The sequence below is a fragment of the Serratia sp. CY74737 genome, from assembly GCF_052166775.1.
In the GTDB taxonomy this organism is placed as follows: Bacteria; Pseudomonadota; Gammaproteobacteria; order Enterobacterales; family Enterobacteriaceae; genus Serratia; species Serratia ureilytica.
Genome location: NZ_JBJNOF010000009.1, coordinates 20,757 through 38,848 on the forward strand (window position 1 = coordinate 20,757; position 18,092 = coordinate 38,848).

The window sequence follows — 18,092 nt, forward strand, 5'->3', positions numbered from 1 at the left end:
ACGTTAAGCTCCTGCTTCATTGATTAATTTTCGGAATGCGGCATCAGGGGTCATCACCGCATCGGCAAGCCCCAATTTGACGCCATCAGCCGCCAGGAAACAGGCAGCCTGGGTGTTACGGATAGTTTTTTCAGTGATCCCCCGGTTACGGGCTACCGTACTGACAAAAAGCCTACCCATCGCATCTACATCATCCTGAATCGCGGCTCGGGCCTGATCGCTCAATTTGACGTAGGGGTTGCTCTCGGCTTTACGGTCACCGTAGGTGATGATGGTGACCGCCAGGCCGTCTTCTTTAATTCGCTGTGACCAGTCACAATGAATGACGATCACCCCGACCGAACCGACACCGCCAGTACGCGGTACATGAATGCGATCTGCCGCGCTGGCGATGGCATACGCGGCGGAATACGCATTTTCGGTAAGGATGGCGTGGATCGGTTTTGAACCTCGGGCGTGATAAATCTCATCCACCAGATCGAAACAGCCGGCTACCTCACCGCCGGGAGAGTCGATATCGAGGCAGATGCCACTTACTTCGGGGTCACTGATCGCGGTCAGGAACGACTGCCTGATCCCGTCGTAGCCCGTCATACCGCTGTAGGGTCGCAGACTGCCCAACTTCTGAACCAATGTCCCCTGCACGGGTATCACCGCGATACCGCCGACCACGTCATAGCCGGCATCCTGTTTACGTGCCTTTCGGGTAAAACTTTCATCATCCCCCAGCCAGTCAGATGCCAGCGTGTTGATACGGGTTATCCCGAACCGGTCCATCATCGCGGCCATGACCACTTCGGCCTTTTGCGGGTGCAACGCCAGCGGTGTGTTAAACAGTCGCTGCGCCAGGTGCGGTAAATTCACTCTGCCTCCGGATCTTTAATTGTTTCAGGTGCCAGGATTTCAGCCTGTGCCCAGCTCGGAACCGGGAGCCCCCGCTCTTTGAAGGCGGCAATCTCGCGCGCACGCTGATCCAGCATTTCTTCCCAGTCCTCGCCAGCGTTTTCCGCCGATTCCATTTCCAGCGTTGAAAGCCCGGCATCCATACCCAGAATGGCGCCTTTCTTCTCCGCCACCGGGTCCACCCAGCCACGACCAGGCCCCATCCAGCGAGCACGGCAATACGCCGCCCTGGCGTCCAGAAAGTGCGGCGCACCACTGGGCAGCGGCAAGTCTTCCGTATCGTGGATTTCTTCAATAAAAGCGGACAGGATCGGCTGGGCGAACCCCACAGAAAAATCATCGCGTCGGCGGGTCAGTGTCTTCCAGGCCTCAAGCATCGCAGAGCGTGCCGAACTGTAGTTAACATCAGACCAGTCCTGCGTTACTTGCTGTGTTGACAGGCCCGTTGCCGCGGCGATATTGCGCAGCGCTGCACTTTCAAACACCTCAAAATTGCTGTGAGGACGGGCAGCATTAACTGCCTTCACATCCTCACCGGGGTACAATATCGGCATTCTTGCGCCATTTTGCAGCGATATGCGGCGATCATTGTGAAAATCAACGCGCCCTTCTTGATAGGCACCGATCTGAGTATCGTCAAAGGTTTCCCCCATCGCCGCCTCAACCATCTGCGGATCATAGGGAGAGGTAATGTAGGCTCCAAATACGGCGTTCAGGATCGCTGCTTCAAGCTCCGACTGGTCATACTTGATGAGCATTTTCAGCCGCTGAACAACCGGCGTTAAAATCCCATTCCCCCGGTGTTGTGCGCCCCGCTCATGGTCATAATCATGAACCACATGCGGACGGCCCCAGCTTGTTTCCCGCGGGATGCGCCGCCACGTCATCGTCTTGGCGCCACTCCACCAATCGCCGATATGTGCTTCGCGGATGTGATACGCGATTGGCGCGCCATCACCGTCAATTTCAACACCACCGCGAACATTCGGCATATCGAAGTTTTGCTGCGGGTTACTCAACCGGTCCGGATCGACGATTTGCACCGTTGTGGCATAGCGGCCGCGCCCACGCCCCAGTCTGTCTGGCCGGTATTGCAGCACCGCCAACGCATCACCATCAAGCAGCTTGTGCCGAAAGCCCAGACGCAGCATTTGAGACACGGTTTGTTTGCGCTCAACATCACAATAACGTCCCGGATCATTAGCCCATGACCGCCAGTGAGCCTCAACCACCTTGCCATATTCATCTGCCCAGGTGGCGTCGAAGGCTGTATTGCCGGTCATCAATGCCAACATGCGATAGTCAGGCTTGAGGATGGGACGAAAGTTGGCGCCGACGGCGTTATCCAGCACGCGGGTAATGCTGCCGCTGGCCCAACCATCATTGCGTGCAAGATCTCGCACACGGGAAACAATGCGATCACGGTAGATATTGATCTCATTGTCGGGTGACCATAACGCAGGCTGCCAGTTGGCCAACTGGTCGCTAAACGAATCCGCCGCATCGTAAGGCACACGGCTGCCGCCCACCAACATGGATGCCTTTGACCGCATCGGCGGTAGCGGCTGCCCATTCGGGCCTAAAATTTTGATGTCATTCATCAGAATCTAAACCTCATTGGCCGACGTGGGCGGGGAACAATACCCAACTGCGCCTGCAGCAACTGGATCAGTGCCATCAGGTCCGCCATTGAGGCTTGTTGATAAGAAACAGAACGCGTGCCATCACCTTGCGTGTACGAGAACGACACACCGCGCGCGCCGGCTGCGAGGTCAATATAGGCCTGTTGCGCCTTTGCCAATGCGTCCTGCAATTGCGCAGGCGTCATCGCACCGGCCAGCAGGCTGGTGTTACGGTTAAACATAGGGATCCTTATGATGGCAAAAGTTGTGACAGGCGCTTGCGCTTCGGTTTTTCCGGTTCTTCAATGATGACGCCAGGCAGTCGAAGGTTTTGTTTTTCCTCCGGCTGCTGCGGCGCCGGCAACAGGCGATCGGGATTGATCGCGATGTTGTCCGCCAGCAGATTCAGCTTTAAACCGAGATAAAACAGGCCGCACAGGGCTGCATAGCTGTACACCCTGCAGTCCAGCGCTTCGTTTGCCCTGCCTGGAAGCTGTTCCCAAACTCGGTAACGCTGGCCGCCGGACACCTTCAATACCGAACGTTCAGCCAGCAACTGGCTGAAATAGTTCAGGTCACGGTCTGCCGGAAAATGCATGTAACTGGCTGCAGGCTCACCCGGTGCAGGCGGATCGATATGCAGTCGCCCGCGGATGGTATCCTTGGCCGCATTCACCCCAATGATGATTGGTTTGAAACTGGCCTTCGACTTGGACGTTGGCTTTTTCGTCGGCCAAACCGGCGAACGTTTACCACCGCGCGCCGATTCGCCCTTGATCGCCCAAATTCGGCGGCCAAGGCGCTCTTTGGCAAACTCGTAAACTTTCTGGGTGTGGTGGCCACCGGAGTCCATGCAGGCCGCCATGATCGTGAATCCACGCCCGTCAGCCCGGCGCCAGACCTGCTTGAGATACGCATCGAGGCGTTGCCACGGTTCGTTGGTTTCCAGATCGCCCTCAATCACGTCGAAGGCAATCGACCAGCTCTCCTCATTACGTCCCCAGCCCGTCACCTCAATTTCAAAGCGACCATCCTGGGTATCGATGCCGGCCGTTAATACCGCCACGCCGTCAGGCACTTCTGCTGCATAGACTTCACAGCGTTCCAGCAAGCGTTTCTCGCTCAGCGCTTTTTCTCCGCGGTCTTCATACGGCTCGCCAAGCACCAGGTTGATAAAGGTCTGACGCATGAGCGGATCGTTTTTCACCCGTAGCCACTCAGCCACCAGATATTTCCAGGCCGCGTTCGGGAACAGGCTGTAACCCGCCCAAATGTGAAAACCCGCATGCCCTTTAAATGGTTTGGTTGCGCGCCATTCGCCGCGCTTCACCATGCCCGACTTTTCGTTATGGTGGATCACGCAACCATTATGCCGGCAGACGTAATATGCCGATTCTGGGATGCCTTCTCCATTTTCATCCTTGTCCCACTTGATGCCGTATGGCGTCTCAGGGCCACCCCACTCCAGTACCTGAAATTCACCGCAGTGCGGGCACGGGACGTAATAGCGGCGCTGATCGCTTTCCTCATACGCCTTTTCAATCCGGCTGGTGCCTTTCACCGTTGGCGTCGAACCCAGGGCAATTTTGCGGTTCCAGAATGTTTCGGAACGCTTAATGCCCAGTGCAATCTGATCACCTTCCACCCCGGCGCCGCCGGACGGATAACCGTCAACTTCGTCAAACAAGATGATCCGGCATGTAATACGGCGGAAACCGCCGGGGCTATTTGCCCCCACCAGCGTCAAATTGGCGCCGTTGGCAAAGGTCTTTTTGAGGATGGTCTGATTACTGTCCTTGGCCTTTGGATCACCACAGATTTCTGCCAGCACCGGGGTATCACGCAACATCGGCGCGATCTCGCTTTTACTGTAATCTTCGGCATCTTCAACACGCGGCTGAACGATGAGGATCGGCGACGGGTCATGCGCCAGGTAATAGCCGACAACGTGGTCAAGGATCTTGGTGTAGCCAACGCGCGCCGACTTCATCACCGACACCTGCGTCACCGCCGGATCTGTAATGGCATCCATCATGCCATCCTGATAAGCGAAAGACCGGAATCGGCCGGTTTGCGCACTGGTTTCTTTCGAGAGCACCGCGTATTTATTAGCCCATTCGCTCAGTGACAGCGGTTCGGGCGGGCGAACATCGGAGCGGCGCTGGCGCAGCTCCCCGGTGAAATTCTGCCAGGCTGCAGCGTTAGTTCTCTCCTCGGTTGTTATCTGCATCAAGGCTCAATTCCTCCATCGCCTCGTAAACCACCTCCTGCAGTGCCTGGACAAACTCCGCGTCGTTGGTGGTAGAAGCCAGCACCCGTAACCGGGGGCCATGTTCAGGAGCAATCGCAATGAGACGGGTGCGCATGCGGGCGTATTCATTACCTACGGCCTCTATCATGTCTTTGTACGGCAGCACCTGCCCGGATTTAATGTCGTACTCGAGCTGGGTAAGCAACGCAAGGAAGTTTTCTTTCATCTGGCGCGCTTTATCAAGCGTCATCGTCACGCCGTGCTCGGCGATCATCCTCTCAACGGTTTTCGTCGGAGACTCGGCCAGATCCTTATCGTTTTTGTTACCTGACTTGTTACCCGAGGATCTGTTACCTGTTTTGTTACCCTGCTTGTTACCTGCCGGTTTTTTCTCTGGTCGGGTAACAGTTTTTCGGAAGCGCTCGATGTTCGCATTCGACGCTTCAACGTCAATATCGTCTCCGGCCAGAACCAGCCAGCCGCGGGCCTTCCAGGTCGTTACCGTCTTTCTGCTGACGCCGTGAAGTTTGGCAAAATCTGACTGGTTCATCTGTTACCTCAGGTGTTACCTGTTACCCAAATTTCAAAAGTTGATAGCTAGACGCAGAACGCGGCGCGCAATGCCCGTGAGATAAAAAAGTGCCAGGAAGGACCCATTTTTTTCTGGGGCCTCCCCCGAGGGTGATCGCCGATCATTTTGCTGTTCGCATCGCCTCTGCCATAGCCATGCTCAATTCTGTCGGCATCAAGGCATTGGCCATAGCCTGCGCCCGCTCGAAATATCCCAGCGTTGGTTTCACTGGTAGAGCATCACCGAACTGGATCAGCAACTTCGGCGCCGGCATCTTTATGCGCGGCTGACGTGTGCCGTTTGCAGAGCGTTTACGCCGTTTTTTTCCCTTCTTCCCTTTCTTGGCTTTACGCCGCTGCCAGACGCCATTGGTACCGTCGATATCACCAATGAACACGTCATCCTTAGCCTTCAGCTGCGCCATCTTGTTGCGCGTCAGGTTGCCGTATTTGTTCAGCTTGATGTTTTTGGGGTTCAGTAGCGCCTGGCTGTTCAGCTTATGCTGGCCGCCAAATTCGAACGGCTCCAGATAGCTCGCAGCGGTGTCCATCACGAACACCTTGGCCTTCAGGTTGCTTTTCCGGGCGCCGAACGATTTAACAGAGTTGACCGTAAACGGCGTGGGGTTCTCCAGGTGCCGTTTAAACGCGGTTTTTTCCGCTGCCTCTATCTTTCTGGCGACTTTTGTCAGTGCCTGCGCCGTAGCAAACGGGATTTGCTTTCGTACACTCTGGAGTTGAGCTGACAGCTCTTTTAAACCTGCCATCCTCACCCCCAATAAAAAACCCGCCGGAGCGGGTTCAGTCATTTCTTGCCGTTGGCGTCAGCCATCTGCTGGTATCGCGGGTCGTTTGGCCCTGGGAATTTGCGGCTCTCGCTGCGGTAGTACTGCAGGCGCTCGCGGAATAGCTCGCGTAGGTGTTCAGGCTGTTCCGCCTCCACCTGCGCCGGTACGATCGGCATGTTCATGCGCTCTTTGTACGCCACACCTGACGCCGCAAGGTCTACGTTAACCTTGTCCATTTCTTCTTTTGGCAGATTGCCGAGATTGTATGACATGGGATCCTCCTATTGGGGAGGATTATAACCTAAAAATTTTATTAGCAATCAAATCTTGCTCTATTGGTTGTTTTTTGAGTTGCTTTCCTATCTGGTTATAGGAATATGGACGTTACCCTACAAAAGGGTTTATCTCTGGAGAATAAAATGCTTCACACCATCCACTTTTTATCCCCTGTAACCACTCCCTCAGTGATTCAACTACAAAATATTTGTCTCTCCGCCATCCAGCAGGGAGCCACTGAATTGAATGTTCATATTTCTAGCCAAGGGGGTGAGACTGCCGCAGGATTCACTGCTTATAATTTTCTAAAATCACTTCCGGTTACACTGCGAACTCATAATTTAAGCAACGTCGAGTCTATCGCTAATATTATTTTTTTGGCTGGTTCTGAACGGTTTGCTAATCCCCTATCTCGCTTTCTACTCCATCCATTACTATGGGGGTTCGGCAGCCCTAGCGCAGACCATGCACGCCTGAGGGAATATGGGAAATGCCTAGATCATGACTTAGAGCGCTTTGTGGAAATTTTTAAATTAGAAACAGATTCCAATCAGGATTGGAATTTAATTATTAGCCAGTCAACTATTATAAATGCCAACGAATCTGTTGATTTGAAAATTTCGAATTCTATATCCCAAGCAACTATTATATCTGGAGCCCCTAATTGGTGGGTTGAAAAGTAAAAGCTATCAATAATGTACCCGTGCCCGCCAATGGTTCAAAGTAACCACTTGGTTGGCACAAATTTTAAATGCTGTTTGGAGCGATAGTGTGTAACTCAGCGCATCGCCCCAAGTATTGCCCTGCAGCTCTGGCTGAACGCATGGGGTGAACACTGATTCAGGGGGTAACAGGACGACTTGCTGCGGTGCCGGCGGCGTTTTGCTGCAGGAGCTCAATAACAGCGGCAGGCATAGGACTATGCCCGCATTTACTGCCTTTAAGTGCATCTCGCAATTTCCTCTGGTAGGTTTCTTCGCGCTGGCGTAGTAGCTGTTCTCTTTGTTGTTGCTCCGCTGCCAAGGCTCTGTTCTTCCGGTCTTGTGCTTGCAGGGTTGAGATCAGTCCTGACTGCTGCGCCAGCGTCTTTTCCTGCTGTTTAACCTGCTCACCGGCCTTTACTGCGCTGCTGTGGAAGTGAAACGCCAGCCATGCCAGCGTAATGACGATGATCAGCAGAGCAGCACCTAATGCCGTCGCTAATCGATTCATGATTGGCCCCAGTTGCAGATCTCGCGTTCAACCTCGCGCCGGTTAATCAGTCCCTTCCAGACCTTGCCACCAGCTTTATTCCAACGCCTCATTTCGTCACAGGCGCCACGGCCGTCGCCAGCATTAAGCTTTTTCAGCAGCGTGGATGACTCAAAAGCCTTAACGCCGACGTTGTAGCTGAAGCTGATCAGCGCCGCTTTCTGGTATTCGCTTGCTGGCACCTTCACCGAGCGCTCTACCGAACGGGCGAAAGGCTGCAGGTCTTTATCCAGCAGCGCTTTGCATTCCGCTTCCGTGTACGTCTTATCGGGAATAATGTCTGGCCCGGTGTGGCCATTACAGACCGTCAGCACGCCAACAACATCGCGGTAAGGCTTATATTCGACACCCTCAAGAGAAGGAATCAGTACGGCCGCAATTGCGATAGCACCACCAGTTGCCGCACCAAGCAGCCTCTTTTTCAATATTGGTGTGATCGCCATATTAGCCCTCTGCTCTGCGCATCGCTTCGGCTACAACCTCAACCGCCGCTGGCCGCTCGCTTTCTGGCCTGGCTGATACACCGTGCAGATAGTCCTCCATGATTTTCGTGCGCCGGCGCTCCTCTACCAGGCGTTCGCGCTCTTCCTTCCGTTTGGCGTAGTACGTCTTGATCGTAAAGAAGGCGGATATCAACGCCCCTACGATAAAGACGTAGTCCTGCAGCGACAGCAGCGAAAAAAGGCCGAGAAGGCTTGACCACCAATACGGTAGGTTTGGATTGTCTGGGTGCATCTTCATGACTCCACCTCCCGGTTATCGGGCTGTGCTGTTTGTAGGAAAGGATCAGCCACCAGCCGTAAACGCTGCCGGTAAGAGGGTGCCGTGTGTGTCGTCCGTTGGCTGGGGCTGAAATGCAAAAAAGCCCCATATTTAAGGGGCTTATGTAAATTACTATGCTTCGAAAAAGCTAGGTTAATCTTGTCCGATTAAAACCGTAATGCTTGGCAATGCATAACCGCCATTAGAACCTTCACTAACAGCCTGAATTGAGACGGACTGATTAGGTTCGATGTATGTGTTCCACGAGTTACAAGCAGTTGCTGGAATTGAGCCGCCGTCGAGGGTAATCGCACCTTCTGCTTTCGCTTCGGTTACCCAAGAGCCATTGAATACCAGCATATGCTTCGCTTTTGATTTACCACCTGGCGCAACAGCCATCAGAAGCGGCACGCAGACGCGGCGACGGTATGATGCGGCTGGAATATGGAAAGTGTAACCGTTGTCCAGATAGTGAGTTTCAGCAGCTTGCATGGGCATATCTCCTTGAAAAGTAGTTGAAATCGCCATCTATTTGGCGATATCTAGACTTTACATGGAGGCTCTAACTCTGGGTAATCATTGGAGTTGTGTCAGTTTTAGGACAACATTGCCAATTCCGCCTCTTCTCCCGAATAGCAAAAAACCCCGCCGAAGCGAGGTTTTGAAAGTTGATAAGCTACGTCACTACGTAACCACTCTTATCAGACTAAAACACAATTTGCGGACCGCGTTAGCTTTTTTTCATAAATATTTTCCCGCTCAGTTTCCAGGTCCATCTCCAGACGGATATCCAACATCGACAGGCACCCTTCTATAAAGTTTTCCCCCATCTGCAACCCTATCCTAATTAGCTTTTCGTCCTTCTTGAATGCTCTGGCTATAGCGCGCTTCTGCATGTTGCAGACATAGTGAAGCACCACGAGCTGAAACTCATCTGGGCGACGGCGCTTCAACTGAGCCATGCACCCTTCTATAATCAATCCGTCGTCATCACAGCAGGAAAGCCGCGATTTTCCGGTTTGGGGAAGCAGTCCCTTGAAGCCGGCAGCTATAGGCGAGTAATCAACACCACTGTTATCACCCGAAGCCCAACCGCCCCATCTCTCTAAAACTAGCTGGATGTCTCTCATGCTTTTTCTCCCACGGCTTCCTGAAGTTGCTGGCGAATTTTTTGTAATAGCTTGCTGGCTTGGCGATGAACTCTTTCTGAGCGCTTGTCGGCGGTAGAAAGCAGCAAAAGCTGCTCGTTCAGATTGGCTGTGTTGAGCAGCGCATCGCAGACGTTCCGGTACTGCTGGCGTGTTATGGTCACCTCTTTCATGAGATAGCTCCCATGCATACCGAGTAGTCGAAGAACTGCGCGAACAAATCTGTTTGGCTCCCATGCTCGGCTTCCCAGGCCGCTGGGTCGTCATGCAAATTGCGATGGCAGGTGCGACACAACGGGATTGTCAGGTAGTCGCTTGGCTTGGTTCCCATTCCGCCCAAACCGTGGCCGATGATGTGGTGAGGGTCATCAGCGCGGGCGCCACAGCCCAGGCACTTCTGCGATTTCACCCAGCGAGTGTATTTGCTGTCCTCTACGCGGGTAAGCTTCGGCCGCAGCATGAAAGCCTTGGGCGGCTCAGGATCCACGGTGAAGCACTTGACCGCCTGCTTGGAGATAATCGCAGTAGCCCTCGGCGTGCAGTCCATCTCGGATTCCTTGCGGGTGCCGGTGATCACCTTCGGCTCTGGTAGATCGGTTACTGTGCGTGCGACCTCATCGGGGATCAGGTCGAATATGCCGGACAGCATGGCCCACAGCATCAGCTCAGGGATTGTCAGCTGCCCTTCTGACTTCAGACGGTGTTTTGCCGTTGCCACCACCCAGCGCGCCGTGTTGCGTGCAGCGATTTTTTCAATCTTCGGTGATACGCCCAGGCTTTTTTTGTAGCACTGCGGGCAGATGCGAACAGCTGAATGCCCTACCCGTTCAGTGTCCAGAATCGTCGCCGGCCGATCATGCTTGCTGTACTGGCATTTCGTGAACTGTGTCGCCCAGGCTTCAATCGCGTTAACCCCGCCGCAGGCGTTTGTGACGCGCTCATGCTTGAAGAAATCCTGCAGGCGCGGGTCATTGGCGATCTCATGCTCCACTGCCGGCAGAATGCCTTCAGGCGAGCTCTTGAACTCTTCCGGCAACGTGGTAACCATCACGCGGCCTGTCATGTACGGAGCCAGCTTTTCGTCTACCGGGATCAGGGCAATACCCAGATCACGCTGTACCGCTGCTTTGACTATCGCTCTCATGCCTGAACTCCTGACATAGCGTAAGCTCTGGTTAAAATTGGGCGCCACTGCTGGCGCGCTTTACTTTCGTCAACGTTTCCAAATCCGTTCTTGCGTACCTGCTGCTGCGCGCGTCTCTCAGCGTCATTTTCTGGCATCGCAGCATCACGGATCAGGCGATCGAAAGCCTCATCGAAATCAATCTCCGGCGCGTCACCGGCAACCGGCTCTTGGCGCTGCTGTTCGACAGCTTCGGCCATAGCGGCTTTGTGGCTGCGCTGACGATCCCAGGCTTTGGCGGCTGCCAGATACCCACCGAACCGGACGGCATCGAAAATCATCTTGGCGCTGAGCATGTGGCCCATCTTTGGATCGCCCAGCAGCAGACTTGCACGGTGTTCAGCCACCAGCTTCAGTTCGGCGGCGTTGTTACCGTCCGCCAGGCGCTCGGTAATCTCCCGCAACGTGTCGGCGCGCTTTGGCGTCCTGCCGTTGATTTTTTCATTCAGAAAATCGAGAACTTCCCCAGCCTCAGCCGATGGGTTCTCTGCTCCCGCATCGCTCTGGGGGGCTATGGGGGGTTTTTCTTTTGGTTCAATGACTGATTCAAAAGAGTGACTGGTTCTGGTGCCATCTGACGGCACAGGGGGTGTGCTTTCTGACGGCACACCCTGTGTCACCTGCTGGCACACCCCTGTGCTTTTTGACGGCATAGGGCTATGCTTTTTGACGGCACAGGGGGCTATGCTTTCTGACGGCACAGGGTTATCCAGGGTCAGATAGTAGAGATTCGAGGTATTACCCTTGCCATTATTCACACCCAGGCGGTTCTCTTTGGTGAGTAAACCCATCTTAATCAATGCCTCAATGTGCGCCCGTACAGCGCTTTTGCTGCACTCACAGTGGTCAGCGACATGCTGATATGAAGGCCAGCACTCGCCCTTGTCGTTCGCGTTATCAGCTATCTTGATCAGCACCAACTTGCGCAGTGGATTGCCCACTTTGATGCTCATAGCCTGCGCCATCAGGTTCATGCTCATACTTCGACTCGCTTAAATTTCTCTTTGAATCTCTCAAGGGGCTGCATGCACTCATGCGGATAACCCTCTCGCGTGAAAATGACCTGGCGCTCAACACGATCCCAGCGGATGACGTGAACCTGCACGCCCCGCCAGTCCGTGTAATACCGATCGAGTTCAGTGCTTTGCGAGCCGGACATTTTTCAACCCTTGACGAGATACCGACATATCGATAACAATCAGGCTGTTCATTGCAGAACCCCCAGTTAGAAAAGTGATTGCCGACCAGCTGCAACTGCTCGGCTTTCTTCTTGCCCCAGGCCATAAAGCCCCCTATTCCGTCTTTGGTTCCCGGATGTGCTCCAGCATCGCCATTAACCCGCGCGCCAGCTCTGCGGTTTCCTCGCCCCTGAACGTCAGCATGGTTTCCGAACGCTTAAAGCCGGTAGCGGCCAGCAGCAGGCTCGCTTTCTCCACCAGCCCCCCTTTGCTCTGCCAGCGACTCACCTGCGATTTATCAACGCCGATCGCGCCGGCCAGACTTGTCACCCCGATTGCTGCAATGCGGCTCATGATGTCGCTCTGGATCGCCTGAGCTTCGTTGCGTGTTGTTGCGATTGATTCCATTTACAATTTCCATGTCTTACAGATGTTTGTTGAATTGCCCGTGAGCAATGGTGTCTCAGCTGTCTGGGTTGGCTTCGTGAAGCAACCATTCGGCGCTGAACTTGCCTTTGGACGCCGCAGCAAGTCGCTGGGCGTAATCCGTTTTTTTTGTATATTCGGTTCGCGGCAATCGGCCTTTGGCGTACCACTTGTGGACGGCAACCACCGATAAACCGCAGATTTTCGCTGCCGCCGTTTGCCCGCCAACCGCATCTACTGCAATTTGTACTGGGTTCATAGGAGTCCTTTATTAACCAAATTAACTACGGGTTAAGAATATATCTTAACTGACAGTTATGTCAATTCTTTGGATACTTAACGCATGGTTAAAAAAGATGAACTGAAAGAGAAATTCACTGAACGCTTGCGCGCTGCTTGTCTTGAAGCTGGCGTGGGTGGCCGTGGGCTTCCAAAACGAATGAAAGACGCCCTTGCTAAACAGGGAATCTCCATAACTGAACCGGGGATCTGGAAGTGGATGAACGCCGCCGCTATTCCTGACTCGGTAAACATTCTTGCATTGAGCCGCTGGCTTCATGTTCGCCCTGAGTGGCTTGAATATGGGCGCGGGGAGATGAAAGAGAATACCCAAGGCAAAGCCACCCCTGAAGCAAACATTCCACCCGAGGAAAAATGGGAAAGCGTTGACGCCTGGGATAGTAGTACCCCTCTCCCTACGGATGAGGTGGAGGTGCCGTTTTTGCGAGATATTGAACTCGCCGCTGGGGACGGAAGTTATAACGAAGAAGACTATAACGGGTTTAAATTGAGATTCTCCAAAGCCACGCTGCGCCGCATAGGCGCAAGAACAGATGGTTCCGGAGTGCTCTGCTTCCCTGCGCGCGGTAACAGCATGGAGCCAAACATTCCAGACGGTTCCACCGTCGCGGTAAACACTGACGATAAGCAAATAGTGGATGGTAAGATCTACGCAATAAACCAGGACGGCTGGAAGCGGTTGAAAATACTTTACCGTGTCGGCCCTAACCGCATTAGCATCAGAAGCTTTAACGATGTGGAGCACCCTGCCGAAGAGGTAGATCTGGACAAAATTGAAGTCATAGGCCGCCTTTTCTGGACATCAACCATCTGGTAATAGCCCGCAAATAACTATCAAACCCGGCCACGCGCCGGGTTTTTTTGTGCCTTTCACCACCAAACCTTTCAAAAACGCCCCCCTCACGAGAAATAAATCACAACTAAATTTTCTTTTAGTTCATTTGGTTATCGCTTTATCACAACTAAATTAACCATTGGTTATTGACCAAAATTAACCGATAGCTAATAATCAGCTCATCGACAGCAACAACGTCACCGGCAGGAAGCCACACAGGTAAGACGCCCAGGGGTGAGCGATGCAATCACTCCCCGGCCCCGAGAGGGATCGACCGGAGACGTTCTTTAGGGAAGAAGTGGATTTACCCTGCCGCTGCCAGTGTGGGGCGGTAGGCATAAAACCACTACAGCAGAGGGTTACATGATGGCTACGCAGATTTCTATGCAGCAACTGAAGTCGATTTATGAGCAGCACGGTGCAGACGTATCTGAACGCCAACTGCGGGACACGCTGGAACAATGCAATGAGCAGGCCGACGTAGTTTACAACGACTACAACGGCAACCCGTTGCCGCCACGGACTGCCACAGAATGGGCACATTGGTTTGCACGCGGCGCGGCGGAAGAACAACTCTGCGAAGGGTTGGCGGCTGATGATTTCCAGCGCAACGCCTACGGCTTCGATTAACAGCGGAGGGTTACACGATGCAACTCGAACAAAACGCGAATTGGCAGACCAAGGCCCGCGGCGACAACGACAGCGAATATCAGATTTACCTTGCCTGCGCTGACGACGGTAAAGGCAATGAATTCATGACCGGAAAGCCGCTGAAAACCTATGACGAGTGGCTGGCCAGCTAACACCCACCGCGTCCTACGGGGCGCACTGAGGCAATCATGACATTCAATCAAATCGTCTGGCTTGGCGTGTTTGTCTTATGCGCCGCCTGCTGGTCTGGTTTCGGTTTTTATCTCGCCGGTTAATTCCGGCGTATTAGGCTGACCACTAGCCCGATTCCTTAAATTCAGGAAGCGGTGAAGAATCCTACCTCATGAGTGGTCAGCCCAATACCTCACCTATCTGGTGGCGTATCGTTCCGGTCCATCTTTTAACCTACACAGTATAAAGCCCCGGTTCGATGCGCCACCAGGTGCGTGAGAAATCACAAGCCTGCTCAGTACCACTTCCCTTGTCACATCCTTTGCCCCGCTCGCCGGGGCTCTTTTTTTCACATCAGTAAAGGCGCTGCCCTGCTCCAGTGTGCTGGAACCGTAGGGAAACCGAGCGCGTGCATCAACTCAGGCAGCGCCTTTACCCATGTGAATTTCATTGAGAGGACATGTTATGCAAACCACTACCCAACGCTGTGAGCACTGCGGCCATACGCGCGACGTAGAGAAAAAGGCAGTTAGCATTCAGCGCTACGAAGACGGCAGATATAAGGCTATCCGAATCCTCGTCTGCGCCGATACCTGCGCGCCGGTGTACGTCGTCCGCCAGAACATCAGAACACTGCAGCGCCGCCTGCACACCCTGCAGAGGAGGCCAACATGGTAAGCCTCAACGCCCGCATACAGCACAAGTACGACCTGACCGGGAGCGATTTTGCCCCTAAGCGCCACCACGGTAAACACCTCTTCTACCTACTCATTTTTACCCTGTGCCTGCTGACAGCCGGCGCGGTCTGGAGTTAATGCATGGCGAACTCATTCAAGCAGATGAAGAACAACGGAACGCTTAAGCGGACTGACTCCGGAATGTTCATCAAGCTGGCTGATATTCACGTCCAGGAGGGCTTCAATAAGCGCATTGATGACGAGCGCACACAGGCCGCTGATGATGACCTATTCAATCACCTGTCATCAGGCAAGCCGGTTCCTCCGCTTGAGGTTCGCCCACGCAATGAAGGCGGCGTTTGGATTGTTGAGGGCCACCGTCGGCACCGCGCATATTTACGTTGCCGTGACGCGGGAAAGCCCGTTGAGTGGATAGCCATCCTACCGTTCACTGGTAGCGACGTGGAGCGCATAGCGCGCATCATGAACAGCAATAGCCAGTTGGCGCTTACCCCATACGAGCAATCACAGGTGGTAAAAGAGCTCTCCGGCTTCAACCTGTCACCAGATGAGATCGCCGCGCTAGTCGGCAAAAGCCGTGCCACGGTCGATAAGCTGCTTGCCCTCACCCAGGCAAATCACGATGTTCAGACTCTTGTCAAAGATGGCGCCGTTGCCGTCGATGCCGCTGTTGAACGCGTAAAAGAGCATGGCGAGCAAGCCGGCAAGGTACTGGCTGGCGACGTCGAAAAGGCCAAAGCCGCGGGCAAGAAAAAGGTCACAAAATCCTTTATCGCTCCAAAATTCAGCGCGCCAAAGTCCCGCAAGCTCGTCACGCTCTTAGCACAAGCCGAAGTCCGTGAAATCGACGGCCAGACCGCCTACATCCTTCCCGCCGGCACTCAGCTCGATGTGCTCGCCATTCTCGATGAGTACCGTTCCACCAGCGGCAAGGAGAATCCCGATGGTTCAGAGATATAACCCTGATTACGTCATGCACGCGGCGCGATTTGCGCCGTTTGCACGCGAAGCTGAGCACGGTGAGTTCGTTAAATTCTCCGAGTATGAAGCTTTGGTGTCAGAACTCGCCACCAGCCAGCAGATCAACACCCAAACGCTGCAGGTAAAGCTGACAATGGCTGAAACCATCAAAGAGCTGACTGATCGAGTTAATGCGCTCGCTGTGGAGAATGCCTGCCTCGTTAGAGCGATTAACGACCACAAAAACTCAACGCACTTCTGTGAAAGATGTGGTGAAGATGACCTGTGTGCCACTGACGACGTGTGCAGCGTTCTGCGAGGCATACCAGATACTGACTCCGCCATTGCAGCTTTCGAAGCGCAGGGAGTGGAGAAGTTTGCAGATGAACTGCACAAAACCGCCATGGCTATATGCTCAGTCAAGCCGGACAACACCACCCCAGGCGCTTACGCGGGACTGGCTCGAACATTCGCTAAGAAGCTTCGGGATGCCAAATGAAAGAGCGCCCAGTGATGCCAGCAAATGAACTGAATCTTCAGAGAGGTAGAACCTATCGCGGCAAGCGACCACGCAACGCTATGGGGTTGGTTAACGACAGAACGATCCTGCATATCGGCGCTACCACCGTGCAATACGACAGCCCATCAGTTTCGATCGGCAGACATTACCCGTCATTAAGCCGCGAGAAATTTCTGGCGTGGGCTGAGCGGGATGTGACTGAAGAGTTGCCGCCTGGTGAGTTCGCTACATGGCCTATTGGCAGCGCTAGGGAGGTGGAGCCATGAACGTAACCGTCAATTCATACTTCTGCGGCGCCGGCCTGATGGATATCGGTCTGATGGCGGCGGGCTTAACGGTAAATCAAGCGTTCGAGCTGGACGCCGACGCCTGCAAAACCTACCGGCACAACCTCGGAGACCATGTTAAGCAATGCGACATCAGCCAAGAACTGGTTTTCGAGCAGGATACCTGCGACGGGATGGTGTTTACGTACCCCTGCACGAAATACTCGACGATCGGTGATATCCACGGCGTGCGCACCGGTGATGATTTGTTCCTGCATGCCCTCCGCCATTTCGCACTGGCAAAGCCCGAATTTTACGTGATCGAGAACGTACCAGGGATGCGCGCGTTTCCTGTCGTGATGGAAGCGATGACGCGCATGCCGGACTACTTCATTCAGGTGTTCTGCCCGATCAAGTCGGAGACGTGGTTACCACAGAAGCGAAGCCGCCTGATCATCATCGGTACCCGTCGCACCTTCGCCGTGCGCCCGCCGGAGAATTCAGCGCGCATCCCGCTATCAGCGATTCTGGAAGATGACCCGCAAGTCACGCTGCCATCGGCTATCGCTAAACGCATGAACGGCGCCTACCGCGACCTGCCAATTATCAGTGATCCGGCGGCGGGTGATCTGGCGCCCACATGTGTCGCCCACTACGCCAAAGACAAGAGCACGCGTCTCGTAGTCGATAAGCGCTTCCCGTTTGGTGTGCGGCCATATTCGAAACGAGAGTATGCGCGCCTGCAGGGCGTTCCTGACTGGTTCAACTTTCCCGTATCCGATACTGCAGCGTACAAACAGATCGGTAACGGGGTAAGCGTTCAGGTTGGCATGTGGGTTGGTGCAGAGATGCTGCGCTATATGGGGCAAGTGAGAGGTATTCAGCATGGCTAAGCCCGATAACAACATAGCCATCACAGATCACACGTTAAGTTTAAAGTAATATTGTATAATCCCCACGGTTGTTATACTTCAAGACCTGTTATGGTTAACTGTGGTGGTGATAATATGTCAATAAATAACCTGCATGATGAACAAGAGTTATGGGCGATGGGTATCTTAATGCGAACTGGTGTTCTTACAAACTGTAGAATACATGAAGATGCAGTGTTCGAAGGTGGCCAAGATATCGATGCAGCCTATAAATATGCAAACTCAATTTTTACTAAAAGCCCAAATGATGTTCCTTTTGAAGACCGTATTGAAATGACTGATACTATTAAATCAGTTTTTGAAGAGTACTGTGGGTGTGGTATTTGTCCATCATGTGAAAGCAACTTCTAATTATTTTTATACATTTTATTTTTAACATCACCCGCTATATGCGGGTTTTT

Annotated in this window: 29 protein-coding genes; 10 read left to right on the plus strand and 19 right to left on the minus strand. The window is 53.6% G+C overall.

Annotated elements, in window-relative coordinates:
- Positions 1–3: 3 nt before the first annotated feature.
- The 7 genes from ACJ8PE_RS14265 to ACJ8PE_RS14295 all read right to left on the minus strand — a co-directional run bounded on the left by ACJ8PE_RS14265 (position 4) and on the right by ACJ8PE_RS14295 (position 6,406).
- Positions 4–864, minus strand: coding sequence for a S49 family peptidase (locus ACJ8PE_RS14265; protein WP_118892204.1), 861 nt, complete (start codon positions 862–864; stop codon positions 4–6).
- Complete coding sequence (locus ACJ8PE_RS14270) at positions 861–2,504, minus strand: phage portal protein (protein ID WP_080431123.1); 1,644 nt, start codon at positions 2,502–2,504, stop codon at positions 861–863. Before ACJ8PE_RS14270 ends, ACJ8PE_RS14265 begins: the two co-directional genes overlap by 4 nt.
- Positions 2,504–2,767, minus strand: a complete 264-nt coding sequence (gene gpW / locus ACJ8PE_RS14275; RefSeq protein ID WP_060420187.1) for a gpW family head-tail joining protein — start codon at positions 2,765–2,767, stop codon at positions 2,504–2,506. The genes ACJ8PE_RS14270 and gpW overlap by 1 nt, the downstream gene beginning before the upstream one ends.
- Before the next feature lie 8 nt (positions 2,768–2,775).
- A complete protein-coding gene (locus ACJ8PE_RS14280) occupies positions 2,776–4,755 on the minus strand; it encodes a phage terminase large subunit family protein (RefSeq protein ID WP_141997377.1) in 1,980 nt (659 codons plus the stop codon).
- A complete protein-coding gene (locus tag ACJ8PE_RS14285; protein WP_442536783.1) occupies positions 4,727–5,326 on the minus strand; it encodes an RNA polymerase subunit sigma-70 in 600 nt (199 codons plus the stop codon). The genes ACJ8PE_RS14280 and ACJ8PE_RS14285 overlap by 29 nt, the downstream gene beginning before the upstream one ends.
- Positions 5,327–5,468: 142 nt before the next feature.
- On the minus strand, positions 5,469–6,113 hold the full coding sequence (locus tag ACJ8PE_RS14290) for a hypothetical protein (RefSeq protein ID WP_442536802.1): 645 nt from the start codon (positions 6,111–6,113) through the stop codon (positions 5,469–5,471).
- A 38-nt stretch (positions 6,114–6,151) separates the two neighbouring features.
- Positions 6,152–6,406, minus strand: coding sequence for a DNA polymerase III subunit theta (locus ACJ8PE_RS14295; RefSeq protein WP_442536784.1), 255 nt, complete (start codon positions 6,404–6,406; stop codon positions 6,152–6,154).
- 147 nt (positions 6,407–6,553) lie between these two features.
- Here ACJ8PE_RS14295 and ACJ8PE_RS14300 point away from each other — a divergent pair, with 147 nt between their 5' ends.
- Complete coding sequence (locus ACJ8PE_RS14300; protein ID WP_442536785.1) at positions 6,554–7,093, plus strand: ATP-dependent Clp protease proteolytic subunit; 540 nt, start codon at positions 6,554–6,556, stop codon at positions 7,091–7,093.
- A gap of 6 nt (positions 7,094–7,099) precedes the next feature.
- Here the strand turns inward: ACJ8PE_RS14300 and lysC are convergent, their stop codons facing one another.
- The 12 genes from lysC to ACJ8PE_RS14360 form a co-directional block, all read right to left on the minus strand.
- Positions 7,100–7,360, minus strand: coding sequence for an Rz1-like lysis system protein LysC (gene lysC, locus ACJ8PE_RS14305; RefSeq protein ID WP_442536786.1), 261 nt, complete (start codon positions 7,358–7,360; stop codon positions 7,100–7,102).
- Positions 7,251–7,622 (minus strand): hypothetical protein, encoded by a 372-nt coding sequence (locus tag ACJ8PE_RS14310; RefSeq protein ID WP_442536787.1) that lies wholly within the window; start codon positions 7,620–7,622, stop codon positions 7,251–7,253. The genes lysC and ACJ8PE_RS14310 overlap by 110 nt, the downstream gene beginning before the upstream one ends.
- The gene (locus ACJ8PE_RS14315; protein ID WP_442536803.1) at positions 7,619–8,098 is read right to left on the minus strand and encodes a lysozyme; all 480 of its coding nucleotides are present in this window, start codon (positions 8,096–8,098) and stop codon (positions 7,619–7,621) included. Before ACJ8PE_RS14315 ends, ACJ8PE_RS14310 begins: the two co-directional genes overlap by 4 nt.
- 7 nt (positions 8,099–8,105) lie before the next feature.
- Positions 8,106–8,402, minus strand: coding sequence for a hypothetical protein (locus ACJ8PE_RS14320; RefSeq protein WP_043147346.1), 297 nt, complete (start codon positions 8,400–8,402; stop codon positions 8,106–8,108).
- A 174-nt stretch (positions 8,403–8,576) separates the two neighbouring features.
- Complete coding sequence (locus ACJ8PE_RS14325) at positions 8,577–8,915, minus strand: hypothetical protein (RefSeq protein WP_442536788.1); 339 nt, start codon at positions 8,913–8,915, stop codon at positions 8,577–8,579.
- A 209-nt stretch (positions 8,916–9,124) separates the two neighbouring features.
- The gene (locus tag ACJ8PE_RS14330) at positions 9,125–9,553 is read right to left on the minus strand and encodes an antiterminator Q family protein (RefSeq protein WP_197830729.1); all 429 of its coding nucleotides are present in this window, start codon (positions 9,551–9,553) and stop codon (positions 9,125–9,127) included.
- Positions 9,550–9,744 carry a hypothetical protein gene (locus ACJ8PE_RS14335; protein ID WP_060429441.1) on the minus strand — a complete coding sequence of 65 codons (195 nt, stop codon included), beginning with the start codon at positions 9,742–9,744 and terminating at the stop codon, positions 9,550–9,552. Before ACJ8PE_RS14335 ends, ACJ8PE_RS14330 begins: the two co-directional genes overlap by 4 nt.
- On the minus strand, positions 9,741–10,715 hold the full coding sequence (locus ACJ8PE_RS14340; protein ID WP_442536789.1) for a DUF968 domain-containing protein: 975 nt from the start codon (positions 10,713–10,715) through the stop codon (positions 9,741–9,743). The genes ACJ8PE_RS14335 and ACJ8PE_RS14340 overlap by 4 nt, the downstream gene beginning before the upstream one ends.
- Positions 10,712–11,734, minus strand: a complete 1,023-nt coding sequence (locus tag ACJ8PE_RS14345) for a helix-turn-helix domain-containing protein (protein ID WP_442536790.1) — start codon at positions 11,732–11,734, stop codon at positions 10,712–10,714. Before ACJ8PE_RS14345 ends, ACJ8PE_RS14340 begins: the two co-directional genes overlap by 4 nt.
- Complete coding sequence (locus ACJ8PE_RS14350; RefSeq protein WP_075686568.1) at positions 11,731–11,913, minus strand: DUF4222 domain-containing protein; 183 nt, start codon at positions 11,911–11,913, stop codon at positions 11,731–11,733. The genes ACJ8PE_RS14345 and ACJ8PE_RS14350 overlap by 4 nt, the downstream gene beginning before the upstream one ends.
- A 133-nt stretch (positions 11,914–12,046) precedes the next feature.
- The gene (locus ACJ8PE_RS14355; RefSeq protein WP_060659620.1) at positions 12,047–12,340 is read right to left on the minus strand and encodes a CII family transcriptional regulator; all 294 of its coding nucleotides are present in this window, start codon (positions 12,338–12,340) and stop codon (positions 12,047–12,049) included.
- Between the two features lie 55 nt (positions 12,341–12,395).
- Complete coding sequence (locus ACJ8PE_RS14360; protein ID WP_071845069.1) at positions 12,396–12,617, minus strand: hypothetical protein; 222 nt, start codon at positions 12,615–12,617, stop codon at positions 12,396–12,398.
- Between the two features lie 84 nt (positions 12,618–12,701).
- On the opposite strand from ACJ8PE_RS14360, the gene ACJ8PE_RS14365 reads away from it, so the two are divergent.
- The 9 genes from ACJ8PE_RS14365 (at position 12,702) to ACJ8PE_RS14405 (ending at position 18,042) form a co-directional block, all read left to right on the plus strand.
- Positions 12,702–13,475, plus strand: a complete 774-nt coding sequence (locus ACJ8PE_RS14365; protein ID WP_442536791.1) for a S24 family peptidase — start codon at positions 12,702–12,704, stop codon at positions 13,473–13,475.
- A 402-nt stretch (positions 13,476–13,877) separates the two neighbouring features.
- A complete protein-coding gene (locus tag ACJ8PE_RS14370; protein ID WP_139375488.1) occupies positions 13,878–14,123 on the plus strand; it encodes a hypothetical protein in 246 nt (81 codons plus the stop codon).
- A gap of 17 nt (positions 14,124–14,140) precedes the next feature.
- Positions 14,141–14,296 carry a hypothetical protein gene (locus ACJ8PE_RS14375; protein WP_166729840.1) on the plus strand — a complete coding sequence of 52 codons (156 nt, stop codon included), beginning with the start codon at positions 14,141–14,143 and terminating at the stop codon, positions 14,294–14,296.
- A 484-nt stretch (positions 14,297–14,780) separates the two neighbouring features.
- Positions 14,781–14,993, plus strand: a complete 213-nt coding sequence (locus tag ACJ8PE_RS14380; protein ID WP_442536792.1) for a hypothetical protein — start codon at positions 14,781–14,783, stop codon at positions 14,991–14,993.
- Positions 14,987–15,130 carry a hypothetical protein gene (locus ACJ8PE_RS14385; protein ID WP_216701416.1) on the plus strand — a complete coding sequence of 48 codons (144 nt, stop codon included), beginning with the start codon at positions 14,987–14,989 and terminating at the stop codon, positions 15,128–15,130. The genes ACJ8PE_RS14380 and ACJ8PE_RS14385 overlap by 7 nt, the downstream gene beginning before the upstream one ends.
- 3 nt (positions 15,131–15,133) lie before the next feature.
- Positions 15,134–15,973, plus strand: a complete 840-nt coding sequence (locus tag ACJ8PE_RS14390; RefSeq protein ID WP_216701415.1) for a ParB/RepB/Spo0J family partition protein — start codon at positions 15,134–15,136, stop codon at positions 15,971–15,973.
- On the plus strand, positions 15,957–16,472 hold the full coding sequence (locus ACJ8PE_RS14395; protein WP_216701414.1) for a hypothetical protein: 516 nt from the start codon (positions 15,957–15,959) through the stop codon (positions 16,470–16,472). The genes ACJ8PE_RS14390 and ACJ8PE_RS14395 overlap by 17 nt, the downstream gene beginning before the upstream one ends.
- Positions 16,473–16,755: 283 nt before the next feature.
- Positions 16,756–17,652 (plus strand): DNA cytosine methyltransferase, encoded by an 897-nt coding sequence (locus tag ACJ8PE_RS14400; RefSeq protein WP_216701413.1) that lies wholly within the window; start codon positions 16,756–16,758, stop codon positions 17,650–17,652.
- A gap of 114 nt (positions 17,653–17,766) precedes the next feature.
- The gene (locus tag ACJ8PE_RS14405) at positions 17,767–18,042 is read left to right on the plus strand and encodes a hypothetical protein (RefSeq protein ID WP_442536793.1); all 276 of its coding nucleotides are present in this window, start codon (positions 17,767–17,769) and stop codon (positions 18,040–18,042) included.
- Positions 18,043–18,092: the final 50 nt, after the last annotated feature.